Raw genomic sequence first — 13,095 nt, 5'->3', positions numbered from 1 at the left:
GCCTAGTGATACAAAAACAAATCATGAACGAGTCTGTCTAATCAAGCCTGCAACGGACACTGAACCATAACCCAATGCCACTGTGCACGCAGCCGTCAGAAAACCGGAAAGCCAGTCCAGCCAAAACACTCCCATGACATACCCCATCACTGCAACAAGTGGGAGCAATAACATACGCGCCATAATAGAGCCTGCTTCATGCAGCGCAGCAGAATCATACGTGACAAGCTGTACATACTCCGACGTAGCCAATCCATCCCAAGCACGGTACAACATCACGGTTAGCATAATGACCAGTAACCCACATACGATGACATTGACCGGAAACGGTGGCAAGGCTACCGCTGCAATAGACAACCCACCCAGTTGCAAATACAATTTCAACGTCTCGGAATTCCGAAAAAATGCTTTAAACGCGATCTCTGCTGTCCGATTCGGAATGGAGCGTTTACGAAATAGTTTGCGAGGTTTACGAAAAATAATTGTTCGTGTCTGTGGAGACTTCGGCTTGCTCACGGCCTGACTTAACATCAGTGCTGTTAACCTGAGCCTGCTTCGCAAATCCTCACGCACATCGCCTTCAAATGTACCTTTCATACGTAATCTCATCTGGATCATCGTAATGAGCAGTAGCAGAACGGCGGCAATACTGAGCATGATTTTCCACGTATACATGTCCCCTAACATCCAAGCCGACGTGCGGACAGTCATCCATCCCATGGCGATCACAAGTGAGGCCAATGAGAGCCAGCGCCGCCATCCCGTATATCGAACTTTGATAGTATGTATAGCAATGACTTGAAGTGACGCTACGGTTCCCAACCAGAAACATGTCAGCACAATCTGTAAAAGAGACATTTCATACACACGAACGAATAGCGGTGCAACCACTGCAGTAATAAGTATCATTTTTCCAAGTTGTAACACCGTCACCCGCACAAGTCCTCGCATCATCAGTGTTCGCATCCAGACCCTTCTCGATTTCAGGAACAATACATCCGCTTCTTCGATAAAAAGAAGAACTCCACCCGTCAGGATGATCAGTTCGATAATCCCTGCTAGTAAAGGGAATGATATGCCCCCGCTTGCCCATGCTGGCAATGCTTTTGTCCACAGACTGACGTAGTAGCCGATAAAATATAACATTCCTGGAACTAGCAGATACAGCCAGACTGTCCAGTCCACCACAAGCTTGAGATTGCGCCACTGTTCCCGAAGATGCTCTCTCTTTCTTCTCTGATATAGAAGATGCGGGGTATAACGTTTGGGCTCCACCATCAGGCCTCTCCTCTCTTCAATCGGATGTTAACGTGTCAAAACAATCAAACAACGACGCTTCCGGCATTTCCGCCGTAGCCCGAATCTCATCCAACGTTCCTTCCGCAGCCGACCTGCCGGCAGCAATCAGAATGAAACGGTCACAGATCCGTTCTGCCGTATCAAGCACATGTGTAGACATTAACACGCCCGCTCCTCGGCGGCGCTCATCATCAAGTAATTTCAGAAAATCCTTTGTTGCACGCGGATCTAAACCGATAAAGGGCTCGTCCACAATATAGATATCCGGTGAGGAGAGAAATCCGATCATGAGCATCATTTTCTGACGCATGCCCTTCGAGAAACTCGCTGGCAGATCATTACGGACATGATCCATACCAAAACGGACTAACAGTTCTTCTGCTCTCGGAACAAATACTTCTTCTTCTATTTCATACGCTGCGGCAGCCAGATCAAGATGTTCCCACAAGGTCATGTACTCGTAAAAAACAGGCTGTTCGGGAATGTAGGCATAACGCCCTTCCCCACCAATGGTTACATCATAGTCGGCATGCTCCAGCAGGCCAAGCAATGTCTTGATGGTTGTACTTTTACCTGCACCATTGGGTCCGATAATCCCGACCAACTCTCCCGGCGCCACGTGCATCCGAATATTCCGGATCGTAGACTGCCCCGGGGCGTAACCCGCTTCGCGAATATGTACGTTCAGGATGGAATCGGGTAAAGCTGTTTCTTCCTGCGATGCATGCTGCATGGCTTAACCACTCCTGTTCTTATCCTTTTTATACGTGATGAACTATTTATATTGTAAATGAGTTTTGAGTATCATGTTTGATCAAATTGAGCAAAAAGTTGGCCATTTATTTCTAATGGTTCTAATCCCATAAAAAGAAGCAGGGGTTCCGGAGCCCCTGCTTCTTCATGTTCAGTGAAAACTCATATTATCGATTACTCTCCACCATAGTCATCGTTTCACTTTCTGCATCCGCATTAGCGTTCAGATCGAGCACGCCGCGGCTTTCGCTGGCATAGCTGCTGCTTGCATTACGCTCGCGGTCGTTCACGTTAATGTTGCGTTCGGATTGAGCCCTCGTTGCGCTCTCTCCTTCCGCTTTCGCGTTCAGACCCAGATCGAGCATGCCACGGCTTTCGCTGGCATAGCTACTGCTTGCATTACGCTCACGGTCGTTCACGTTACTATTGCGGTCGGATTGAGCCATGGCTGCACTCTCTCCTTCGGCTTTCGCGTTCAGACCCAGATCGAGCACACCGCGACTTTCGCTGGCATAGCTGCTGCTTGCATTACGCTCGCGGTCGTTCACGTTACTGTTACGTTCAGATTGAGCCATGGTTGCACTCTCTCCTTCCGCTTTCGCGTTCAGACCCAGACCCAGCATGCCGCGGCTTTCGCTGGCATAGCTGCTGCTTGCGGTACGCTCGCGGTCGTTCACGTTACTATTGCGGTCGGATTGAGCCATGGTTGCACTCTCTCCTTCCGCTTTCGCGTTCAGACCCAGACCCAGCATGCCGCGGCTTTCGCTGGCATAGCTGCTGCTTGCATTACGCTCGCGGTCGTTCACGTTAATGTTGCGTTCGGATTGAGCCCTCGTTGCACTCTCTCCTTCCGCTTTCGCGTTCAGACCCAGATCGAGCACGCCGCGGCTTTCGCTGGCATAGCTGCTGCTTGCATTACGCTCGCGGTCGTTCACGTTAATGTTGCGTTCGGATTGAGCCTTCGTTGCACTCTCTCCTTCCGCTTTCGCGTTCAGACCCAGATCGAGCACGCCGCGACTTTCGCTGGCATAGCTGCTGCTTGCATTACGCTCGCGGTCGTTCACGTTACTGTTGCGGTCGGATTGAGCCATGGCTGCACTCTCTCCTTCCGCTTTCGCGTTCAGACCCAGATCCAGCATGCCGCGGCTTTCGCTGGCATAGCTGCTGTTCGTGTTGCTGTTGCGTGCCTGACCATCTCGTGAATACTCGTTCATCGTTGCTGCTTCTCCCGACACATTGGCATTCAGACCGAGGCCCAGTTTGCCAGAGCTGCTTCGCTCACTCCTATTGTCCGAAGATTGGCTATTGTAACGGTTCATGTTCTCGGCGGATACACCGGCATTGAGCCCTAGATCCAGATTTAATGCACCGCTTGTGCTGGATGAACCCCCATAGCTGCCAGTATTCCCGTAACCAGCGTCACGTTGTCCTGATAGCAATGATCCCAGTTCCAGACGCAGACCTGCATTCAGATCCAAATTACCGCTGCTGTTGCTGTTATAGCTATCTGCATAGGTTGCCTGTGAAGCTCCCAGCAATCCAGCTACCAGCGTACCCGACAATACCGACAATTTTACCCAACGATTCACTTTTTTCATGATAATATACACTCCTTCTCATTTTTGGTTGAATTAACGCCATTGTTGTTTATGAGAAAGAGGTATGTTTCGGCGGTTGACCTGGTGGTGCCTGTGACCACTGGCTGAAACCATCCAAACGTTCCATGTCAAAAGCAAAGTCGTAACCCGGCATCACCGGACTTGTTAACGCCAGAGGCAGTGCTACAGCTGGAACGGATGCTCCGCCCCCCGTCACACCGGGCGAACCGGAGCTTGTACCTGTAGAGGTAGTCGTTGCAGAAGGGGCTATTGCCATAACTGACCAGTTAGCCGGTCGTTCTGTCCGTGGTTGCCATGGTGCAGAGGCTTCATCCTGCTTTTCAGGTATTACCTGATCTATATTCAGATTCCCCTGATCCTGGTCCTCGGCTGTTGATCTGCTAAAGAATGTGTCCATTTGCAACCACTCATTATCCAGTAAAGATACGTTTGCATTCGTCTCCTCAGCACGCTGGTTCAGACCATCCTGTTCCACAGGCACAGCCTGAGAAATAGTAGGTTCGGTGACTGAGCCCGGATTGATCTCACGATCAATCACCTGACCTGTAACCTGTATTTCATTTTGTGCCGTGTTCTGTCCACTCACTTTACCCTGAGACGAAGGTGAATCAGTTGCTGTACTTGGAAATCGCTTCTCATCCTTAGGTACTTGTACAGTACTTGGCTGATCTGAAGTCTTCGCTGGTTGCTCCGGTTTCACAACCGGAAGTTCAATCTTCCCTTTACCAAGATCAACTTCCGTTGCTATACCCGTAGCAGGTAGGTTCGCTTTCACCGTTGGAAGCTGTACCTTGCCTTGGCTCAGGTTCACACCTGATGCCCTGACATCGAGCGATGTAACTTCAGGAATATCAACTTTCACGGAAGGAAGTTCAACCTTACCTTGCCGCAGGTCTGTGTGGACAGCAGACGTCTCTGCTTTGATGACCTCAGGAACCTCGGCTTTTATACCCGGCAAGGAGACTGTTCCCTCTTGTAGATTCACCTGACTGCTAGACACATCTGCTTGAATGACAGGCGTATCTGCTTGCACAGAAGGCATATCCACCGTTCCTTGCTTCGCATCGATGCCAATCTGCGATGTTCCTGCCGATCCAAGCGGTGTATCGACCTTCAACTCAGATACACTTAGCTTGCCGGTAGATGCATTCGTTTGGATCGAAGGAACTTCTACACCCAGTAGTGGTGTGGATATCGATATTGATGGAGTCAGATCAAGACTGCCATCTGCATCGCGTGAAAACAGGTTCAGTGACAATCCGCTGGACGATTTGCTTGAACCCGCCTGATTCTGAGCATCATCTGCATATGCATGAGATGAACCGAAGCCCATAACCAATGTTCCGGCCAAAATGGCTAACGGAATGCTTGCCAGACGAGTAAACGATCTGGGTAATTTCCCTTTTAAGTTCAAGTTGCTTCACCCCCTTTCCGCGCTAGCGTTGGTGGAACAAGACATCTGAGTTTTCCCCTAGGATTAATTAGAATACAGGGATTTCTGCCTGTTCCTCATTAAACGTGAAGGCGTTTCCTCAAACGATTTTTCACTAAAAACATTTTAAATTTAAATCAATTTCCGCCTTCATGCGCAATGATTACCTCTCAAAAACGGCCTTACGACACCTCTCCGGTTGCCACGGATTTCGCCGGAAGAACTGCCTCCAGATCTTCTCCGCTCTTCGCTCTTGGCTTCAACAAATACAGCAGACCCAGCAGTGTCAACAGAATGCCTGAACTTACAAAAGCAGGCACAACACCAAACGAAGTCACTAATAACCCGCCAGCCACAGGGCCGAGAATGTTGCTCGTTGTCATCACACTGCCTACGGTACCAAATACCCTGCCTGTCATCGGCTCAGGGGTCTGTTCTTGCAGCAGAATCTGAAAAGGCACGACTGCAAACCCGATACCCACACCCGCCAAGGCAAACAGCGAAATAAGAAGCAGCTGTGCGCCTATTCCTGCTGAAGGCCATACAACCACGACTAATCCAGCCGTTCCAATGACAAGACCTGTTACAGCGGTTCCTAGCCCCATTTTTAACCCGTGGCTCGCTGTTTTCCATTTCCGGACACTCATCGCTGCGATTAACGTTCCAACACCACTTGCGGCAACGCACCATCCAAGCAGATCACCGGAAATGCCAGGTAGTTGCCTGAATAAAACTACAGTCTGTGAATCAGCAAATTGCAGAAACAAAATCGCGGATGCCAGTAAAAAAAGTGACGTTCCGACATGAGGCAGAGAAGCTAGCATACGGATGCCCTCAAGTGTTTCTTTCCAAAAGGATTGTTTGACTTGAATCGATCCTGCTGTCTCTTCCTCTACTTCTGTTACGTCAGAATTCGTCCGTTGGATCACCCGATGTCCAGGAATCCACAATAAAATGAGGCCAGAAATCAGAAATGACGATGCATCCAGCACAAAACACCACGTAATCCCAAACCCGGCTACAAGTAATCCGCCCAGCGCCGGTCCGATAATTTTGGACATCTGTTCAATCACCGAGCTAATGGAAACCGCTTGAGCAAGCTGGTGATGCGGCACAATTTCTTTTAACTTACCGTTCTTGGCGGGTGAGAACATGATATCAAATAAAGATTTAAGAATAAGCAACACATAAACATGCCAGATCTGATCCGCAAAAATAAATGCACCCACGATAATAATTCGGGCAGCATCCGCTGTAATCATCATCCACTTTCGGTTCAGGCGATCTGCCAGAGCACCGGCAAACGGCCCTGTGAGTAGCATCGGCAGTGCCGCAGATAACATTACAAACGTGATCTCCCAAGGCGTTGCATTCCAGCGAAGCCCTACCAGTGTGAAAATAGCCAACAGGTGTAGCCAATCCCCCAAGTTGGATATCGCCTGAGATACCATTAATGTCATGAATGCACGATTCTGTTTCAGTGTCCCTTGACCCGTTAAAGTGTAATTCGTCATCTCACTTCTCCTCCATCATTTTCCGAATGTTTAATATGAAAATGATTATATAAAAGAGACTCGGGTAGAACCTCCTGCCCGAGTCGGAGATGATAGAACATCCACAGGATGATTTTTCATTCCCCTGGTATTCTGCACTCTAATCCATTTGGTTGCTCCAATCGAAATATGTATCCAAAATCGTGACAAATGATCAAATTTTAAATGCTAAAAATGCAAATCTTGTGACATATCGCATGTTTTTCGGCCAAATTGAGGTCTACAATGAATATATGACGATCCTCTGATTCGTCAATTGATATAATGATCCAACTCATATAAGTTGATCTGATCTTTTACTAAACGCTTTGTATAGGTTTAACTTGATGTACGGGTAAATTAACCTTAGTTCAAACTTATACAGCAAAGAGAACCTTCATATATCACGTCAACTTATATAAATACACTGAAAGGCGGGATCAGCATGCTGGAATTACAAGAGATCGGGACAGAACGTTCACTTCATCTGTACCGCACCCTGGCTCATACGTTCAAAAGTGTGAATGAACACGCTGTATCTGGAAGTAAAGTACATGGCTTTAACCCGACTGCCTACGGAGTGCTCGAAGTGTTATATATGAAAGGAGCACAACCAATCCAGCAGGTAGGGGCTCAACTGCTGTTGCAGAGTGGGAACGTTACCTATGTCATTGACAAGCTGGAGCAAAAAGGGCTTCTACGCCGCAAACATTGTCCGCAAGACAGACGAATCATTTTTGTCGAACTGACAGAAGAAGGCCAGCGCACGATGGATGACATCTATCCAGGATATGCGGTCAAGATTGATCGCGCAGTCAGCGGTCTAAGCGAAGAGGACAAAGAACTGCTGTCCGAGCTTCTAGGAAGACTGGCGCATGGTGCAGAAAGTCTGTCAGCAAGCAGCTAGAACGTATGCACGCCACATCCGAGCCAGGTAACCAGGTTTACGTTGGATAACTTAAAAGAGTGGTAGAGATGCAAAAACCGGATGGGTCTGACCAAGGCTCATCCGGTTTTTGCTTGTTTATTATTTTTTAGCCAATGAGACCCAGCCCTCAAAATATATTGCCAGCCCAGAAAGATCGGGGTGAAGATGAACATCTGGCGGATTGCCCCCATGTAAAGAAACGTATCTTCCCGAAACACAAAAACAGAGAACAGAACACCGCTTGATCCTGCTAACAGCACATAACCAATCATGATGGAAACAACCTGCATCGCAACTCCTTTGAATCGTCGCGCTAAGGACAGAGTCACCGCATCCGTCAAAAGTGACAGCGGAAGAATAAGAAAAATGGCGATTGCTAGAGTAATCAGTACAGCTATAACTAATGAATACCATAGCGGATAATAGTACGTATTCTCCATTCGCTCGGCAACCGGTACATAGTTAATAAAAACCATAATGACAGAGATTGAAATACAAGTCAGCAATGCTGAGAAGATACGGACAGGAAAGGAAACGGAATGCAGGGCTAGCCACTTCGGGTTGCTCAAGTCACATCATCCTCCTTTTTCCAATTCATCATACCAAACCCATTGAAATATAAAAAGCAGCTGATGTTCAGCTGCTTTTAGTACATAGCGAAAATATGCATCGATCCTTGAATCCCCTTGTTTTGCGGTGTATTTCCATTCCTTCTCCCAGCATGTCAGTTACTTCTGCATGGCTTCCACTTGCGGCGGGGCATCTGCATCCTCAGGAACAATTAGCCTTTTGCGCAAGGCCAGCGTAGTGACCCATGAAACGATCGCAATAACAAACATGATGACAAACAAGGAGTGCAAGCTACCCTCCAGCACACTGCGTAGCAACGCCCACTTCTCGTCCGATAACGCAACATCGGTATGCGGTGCAAGCAGCTCATTCAGATCCTTCTCCGATATACCTGATGCCGCTAAATTTTGTTCACTCGACAGTGTCGAGATACGGAAATTCAGCCACGTTCCAAATGCCGCCGCCCCGATCGTCTGGCCGAGTGTACGCATGAACGTATGCAGTGCCGTTGAAGAACCACGCTCTTTGTACCTCACAGACGACTGCGCGATAATCGTAAAGATCGTAAAGGCAAAACCAAAACCAAGACCATAAATGAAGGTCAAAATAAACAACACAGTTTGTGGCGAGGTTCCACCAACTAAGAACAGCCCACCTGAACCAATGGCGATCCCGGTAAGTCCAATTAAGCTGGTCAGCCGTGATCCAATCTTGAGCAACAATCGGCCTGCCCATACACTACCGATCAGCCAGCCAACGGACATAGGCGCGAGCAGCAAACCGGACTCGGTTGCATTGCCTCCACGTACTCCCTGCACCCAGAGTGGCAGATAGCTGGTTAAGCCGATCATCAATGTGCTGGTCAGCAGGCCGGCGATATTCGCCACCCGGATGTCCCGAATACGGAACAGATGAAGTGGAACCATCGGGGCCTGGGCTCTTTTTTCCACCACAAAAAACAAGATAAGAAACAAAACAGCGACCACGCTCAGTCCCACAATCAATGGAGAACTCCACGCGTAATACTGCCCGCCTGCCGACAAAACAAAGAGCATAGCGGTAATACCAACGGTGAAGGTGAGCGCACCAACATAATCAATTTTAGCGGTACGCGGTGAAATGTCCTCTTTGAGATAACGGAATACAAACCACATGGCAAGCAAACCAAACGGTACATTAAATCCGAAGATCCACTGCCAGCCGAGGTTATCCACGAAATAACCGCCGAGCAACGGGCCAACGAGAGACGAGATCCCCCATACCGAGCTGATCCAGCCCTGGATTTTGCCCCGTTCCTCAATGCGGTAAATATCCCCGATAATCGTAAAGGTAACCGGTACTACAGCGCCTGCACCAATCCCCTGAATGGCACGGTAGATGATCAGTTGCTCCATATTCTGCGAAAGACAGCATAAGAGTGAGCCCAGCAAAAACAAGGCACAACCGATGAGAAACACGGGTTTACGTCCATAAATGTCACTGATTTTCCCAAAAATCGGAGTACTGACTGCCATCGTGAGCAGGTATGCGGTAAAAATCCAGCTAAGCAGTTGCACGCTCCCCAATTCGCTGACAATCGTTGGACCCGCCGGACCGATTACCGTGCCTTCGATCGCGGACAGAAACGTTGCCAGCAACAAACCCGCAAGAATGAAACTGCGCTTCAAACCTCCTGTTGTATTCACACAAACCCTTCTCTCTTTAATCTTATACATAATTAACAGTTGATTTTACTTTCTGCTCCAAAACAGAACAAGCTTTCGATCACAGTTATCCCCAGATTTTTCCATCTCTTTTCTATAAAGAGAAATCTGGTGATAAAGGTGAACGTTCCACTTCTCCAGCTTTGTTCTGTTTCTTCGTTAATGTGTAATCTCAAAATAAATTAAGTATCTTTTCCTACCTTCCTTGCCACTACCTTCTCTTATTGCGAAGGAACTCATCATATAATAGCGAGTACATCACCATGTCCTTGTATCCCGTAGACGTATGCTGTACCTGGCGAAGCAGGCCCTCTCTTGTAAATCCCTGACTTGTCAGGAAAGTTCCTGAGGCCGCGTTACGCGGGTCCACAAGTGCTTCAATCCGGTTCAATCCCATCGTCTCATAACCAAAGGGTAGCAGCGCTGTGAATGCCTCAGACATATAGCCGTAACGCCAGTACTCACGGCCCAGCTCATATCCGATCTCACCCCGAAATGCCCCTTCCAGCTGCCAGGTATTGAATCCGCAACTACCGATAAGTTTGCCGGTAGCTTTCAGTTCAATGCCCCACCGAATGGCGTCTTCTTCCCCTGCCATATGATTCAGCAGCCCAATCATATCGGCCGCCTCGCTTGTCCCAATCATGGGCGCGAGATTCATGTACCGTGTGACCTCCCGGTCGGACCAGTGTACGAACATCTGCGCAGCATCCTTACGGCGCATTTTCCGTAAGCGTAACCGCGGTGTCTCCAGTTCCGGGATTCTTCCTTTACATTTATACATCACTTGACACTCCGATCCGATCCTTCTCTTGCAGACCATAAGATTCATTAGCCATCTAACCATAACCTGCACCAATTGGCAACTGTTCACTCCTCTGATCATATCAAAAAACCGGGCGCATCCGCTCCCGGTCTTGATGTACCTATGAATCCACCAGCACAGGTTGTCCTGTTCTATGCCGAGAATCAATCTTTATTTGCTCAGTTGCTCGCAAAACTTGATCTGCAACAGTTTTACGCCGGAGAGGCCTTCTTACTGTCGGGCAACAATTCTTCGCTCACCCGACCAAGCACAGCAACAATTTCCTTATACTCCTCAATGCCTGTCCCGGTCAGGCTCCACTGATCTCCGTGGGCAGTCAGGAAGTTCTCTTGCGTCAGGTGTTCAAGCTCCTGCTTGATCTCACGTTCACCCACGCGATATCCTCGCTCTTCTAACAAAGGCAACGCGTCGCTTACGTTTAAATCCTGATTTTGGGCAAAATATAGAAGATGAATTCGTACGAATAGATTCTGTACTTCTGCATGCATAAGCTAAGCTCCTTCCCGGGTTGTAGCCCTTCTTGGTTGCTAAGTAATTACCCCGCGAAAGAAGCGAAGAAACAGGTGCATAATCCAGGTACTGTCATCTCTTTCCAAAATCATTCCGCTTGACTAACCGCATCTACTGCACTATCTTGAAAATAAGTACCATTTTTGCTCGGGAGGGTGATTCACCATGTTTCAAGCTGTTTCCTATGAAGGAACACGAAGCGAGCAGCACACCGCCGTCCTGGGACAGTTAAGTGCTCTGATCCGCGATGAACCTAGTGCGATTGCCAATCTGGCTAACGCTGCTGCGCTGCTCAATGTATTTCTAACCGACACCAACTGGGTCGGATTCTATCTGTATGATGGAAAAGAACTGGTCCTCGGACCGTTTCAGGGATTGCCTGCTTGCATCCGTATTCCACTTGGACGCGGGGTATGCGGCACATCTGCTGCGGAGAGACGCACACTCGTTGTTGATGATGTGCATGCTTTTCCAGGCCATATCGCCTGTGATGCTGCATCCAACAGTGAGATCGTTGTTCCGATCATCAAAGACGGACAATTATATGGCGTACTCGATATCGACAGCCCGATCAAAAACCGTTTTGACGATGAGGATCGTATCTTCCTGGAAAAAGCGGTTAGCTTGCTCGTCGAGCAACTGTAAGCCGTCCGATTCATCTCCAATTCATGTGAACAAGAGGACTCTGTCCTCACCCGGTGATATCCATATGTACGAACAAAAAGCGCAGCCCTCCCGGAGGTCTGCGCTTTTTGTTGTTATTTTCTTACGAATGCTCTTACCAATGTTCTTACCAATCATCTTGCCCGCCCATGTTACTTTATGCATTCAGGATAGATCCTGTGACGCTTTGATGATCATTCCCTCTCGCAGAAACTCTGCCAGTCTTGGATGATAACCGTCATACATGTTCCGAAAATCGCGGTGCTCCACGTACAGATTGGCCAAATCCCGATAAATCTCAGCCGTAGGTGTGTAATATCCTTTGATCCATTCAAGGTGTCTTCCAATAATCTCCTGCACAGCCGGATTGCCCGGTTCAAGCCCAAGCTCCAGCGCCTGCTTCAGATCCAGATGAATCTGATCGATTCTGGTCTGTGAGTCCAAAAAATCCTCTTTGGATTTCAACTCGATCTTCTCCGCTTTCGATTCACGTGACGGCAGGGTCTCAGGCAAGTGCTGTGTTTGACCTGCTTCTGGCAATCTGGCATGACGCGTATTATGTTCGAAGCCATGGTAGAGTTCGTGCTCCTCTATCGTCTCTTCCCCTTGCAGATAAGAAACCGTTCGATCCAGCGTTTGGATCAAACCGTGCAGGCGAAGTGCTTCCTCCAAAATTCGGATACGATGTTGCCGCATGACACGGATGATCTCCACAGGCTCTTCCTTAAGCATAGAGCCGATCTCTTCCTCCGCTACTCCTGCTTCCTTGCAGAACAGAATCTGCTGCAGCGTCAGCAACTCTTTTTTTTCATAATAAATATCCTCATCCAGTCCACGAAAGGCAGGGGACAATAACCCCAGCTCCGCATAATGACTTAACTCACTTAGGCTCACACCTGACATACCCGATACATCCGTCATAGAATACGCCATATGAATTCACCTCCTACCTGTTATGCGTCCTCTGTGTGTTCACCCGCCGTATTGCTTCCGATATATTTAAAAAGATACAAAAGAATTGAAAACGCAGTTGAAAATGCGTGCACCCATGCCCTATGAAATTCAACGGGTTCAGACAGTTGCTTGCAGGATGTTACCTATTTTATACCCTTCTCACCCATTGTGAACCTATAGTCAGTGCAGAAAAATGATCGTTTTTTTTAGGAAATTTTAAGCGGATATCGATCGTTTGTGATATAAAATTACAAGCAAAAATCCTGCACCATGAGATGGATACAGGATCTTCGAAAATTTCATATA

Annotated in this window: 12 protein-coding genes; 2 read left to right on the top strand and 10 right to left on the bottom strand. The window is 48.2% G+C overall.

Going from position 1 to position 13,095, the window contains the following annotated elements; genetic code table 11:
* Nucleotides 1–21 precede the first annotated feature (21 nt).
* The 5 genes from ACT89M_RS03250 to ACT89M_RS03230 all read right to left on the bottom strand — a co-directional run bounded on the left by ACT89M_RS03250 (nt 22) and on the right by ACT89M_RS03230 (nt 6,617).
* Complete coding sequence (locus ACT89M_RS03250; RefSeq protein WP_487344995.1) at nt 22–1,278, bottom strand: ABC transporter permease; 1,257 nt, start codon at nt 1,276–1,278, stop codon at nt 22–24.
* 16 nt (nt 1,279–1,294) lie between these two features.
* Nucleotides 1,295–2,032 carry an ABC transporter ATP-binding protein gene (locus ACT89M_RS03245; protein ID WP_487344994.1) on the bottom strand — a complete coding sequence of 246 codons (738 nt, stop codon included), beginning with the start codon at nt 2,030–2,032 and terminating at the stop codon, nt 1,295–1,297.
* A gap of 187 nt (nt 2,033–2,219) precedes the next feature.
* Nucleotides 2,220–3,650 carry a hypothetical protein gene (locus ACT89M_RS03240; protein ID WP_487344993.1) on the bottom strand — a complete coding sequence of 477 codons (1,431 nt, stop codon included), beginning with the start codon at nt 3,648–3,650 and terminating at the stop codon, nt 2,220–2,222.
* Nucleotides 3,651–3,699: 49 nt separating this feature from the next.
* Nucleotides 3,700–5,085 carry a hypothetical protein gene (locus ACT89M_RS03235; RefSeq protein ID WP_487344992.1) on the bottom strand — a complete coding sequence of 462 codons (1,386 nt, stop codon included), beginning with the start codon at nt 5,083–5,085 and terminating at the stop codon, nt 3,700–3,702.
* A 200-nt stretch (nt 5,086–5,285) separates the two neighbouring features.
* Nucleotides 5,286–6,617 carry an MFS transporter gene (locus tag ACT89M_RS03230; protein ID WP_154892185.1) on the bottom strand — a complete coding sequence of 444 codons (1,332 nt, stop codon included), beginning with the start codon at nt 6,615–6,617 and terminating at the stop codon, nt 5,286–5,288.
* A 463-nt stretch (nt 6,618–7,080) separates the two neighbouring features.
* Between ACT89M_RS03230 and ACT89M_RS03225 the strand changes: the two genes are divergently transcribed.
* Nucleotides 7,081–7,542 carry a MarR family winged helix-turn-helix transcriptional regulator gene (locus ACT89M_RS03225; RefSeq protein ID WP_090924920.1) on the top strand — a complete coding sequence of 154 codons (462 nt, stop codon included), beginning with the start codon at nt 7,081–7,083 and terminating at the stop codon, nt 7,540–7,542.
* A gap of 98 nt (nt 7,543–7,640) precedes the next feature.
* On the opposite strand, the gene ACT89M_RS03220 is transcribed toward ACT89M_RS03225, so the two are convergent.
* From ACT89M_RS03220 to ACT89M_RS03205, 4 genes are all read right to left on the bottom strand, one after another.
* The gene (locus ACT89M_RS03220) at nt 7,641–8,132 is read right to left on the bottom strand and encodes a hypothetical protein (RefSeq protein WP_221791508.1); all 492 of its coding nucleotides are present in this window, start codon (nt 8,130–8,132) and stop codon (nt 7,641–7,643) included.
* Nucleotides 8,133–8,291: 159 nt separating this feature from the next.
* A complete protein-coding gene (locus ACT89M_RS03215; protein WP_308723479.1) occupies nt 8,292–9,800 on the bottom strand; it encodes a DHA2 family efflux MFS transporter permease subunit in 1,509 nt (502 codons plus the stop codon).
* 247 nt (nt 9,801–10,047) lie between these two features.
* Complete coding sequence (locus ACT89M_RS03210; RefSeq protein WP_308723476.1) at nt 10,048–10,620, bottom strand: GNAT family N-acetyltransferase; 573 nt, start codon at nt 10,618–10,620, stop codon at nt 10,048–10,050.
* A 233-nt stretch (nt 10,621–10,853) separates the two neighbouring features.
* Entirely contained in the window at nt 10,854–11,150 is a 297-nt protein-coding gene (locus ACT89M_RS03205; protein WP_145336608.1) for a hypothetical protein, read from the bottom strand.
* A 187-nt stretch (nt 11,151–11,337) separates the two neighbouring features.
* On the opposite strand from ACT89M_RS03205, the gene ACT89M_RS03200 reads away from it, so the two are divergent.
* Complete coding sequence (locus ACT89M_RS03200; RefSeq protein ID WP_154892181.1) at nt 11,338–11,817, top strand: GAF domain-containing protein; 480 nt, start codon at nt 11,338–11,340, stop codon at nt 11,815–11,817.
* Nucleotides 11,818–12,000: 183 nt separating this feature from the next.
* Here the strand turns inward: ACT89M_RS03200 and ACT89M_RS03195 are convergent, their stop codons facing one another.
* Nucleotides 12,001–12,768: a MerR family transcriptional regulator gene (locus tag ACT89M_RS03195; protein WP_090924914.1), complete on the bottom strand. Its 768-nt coding sequence runs from the start codon at nt 12,766–12,768 to the stop codon at nt 12,001–12,003.
* Nucleotides 12,769–13,095 lie beyond the last annotated feature (327 nt).

It is taken from the genome of Paenibacillus sp. NN59 (genome assembly GCF_057597225.1).
Note: the sequence above shows the minus strand (reverse complement) of the source record. Positions and strands in the feature narration are given on the sequence as shown.

Excerpts from the sequence above, each read along its gene's own strand:
- ACT89M_RS03250 (WP_487344995.1), bottom strand. The coding sequence starts at position 1,278 with ATGGTGGAGCCCAAACGTTATACCCCGCATCTTCTATATCAGAGAAGA.
- ACT89M_RS03245 (WP_487344994.1), bottom strand. The coding sequence starts at position 2,032 with ATGCAGCATGCATCGCAGGAAGAAACAGCTTTACCCGATTCCATCCTG.
- ACT89M_RS03240 (WP_487344993.1), bottom strand. The coding sequence starts at position 3,650 with ATGAAAAAAGTGAATCGTTGGGTAAAATTGTCGGTATTGTCGGGTACG.
- ACT89M_RS03230 (WP_154892185.1), bottom strand. The coding sequence starts at position 6,617 with ATGACGAATTACACTTTAACGGGTCAAGGGACACTGAAACAGAATCGT.
- ACT89M_RS03225 (WP_090924920.1), top strand. The coding sequence starts at position 7,081 with ATGCTGGAATTACAAGAGATCGGGACAGAACGTTCACTTCATCTGTAC.
- ACT89M_RS03210 (WP_308723476.1), bottom strand. The coding sequence starts at position 10,620 with ATGTATAAATGTAAAGGAAGAATCCCGGAACTGGAGACACCGCGGTTA.
- ACT89M_RS03205 (WP_145336608.1), bottom strand. The coding sequence starts at position 11,150 with ATGCATGCAGAAGTACAGAATCTATTCGTACGAATTCATCTTCTATAT.
- ACT89M_RS03200 (WP_154892181.1), top strand. The coding sequence starts at position 11,338 with ATGTTTCAAGCTGTTTCCTATGAAGGAACACGAAGCGAGCAGCACACC.
- ACT89M_RS03195 (WP_090924914.1), bottom strand. The coding sequence starts at position 12,768 with ATGGCGTATTCTATGACGGATGTATCGGGTATGTCAGGTGTGAGCCTA.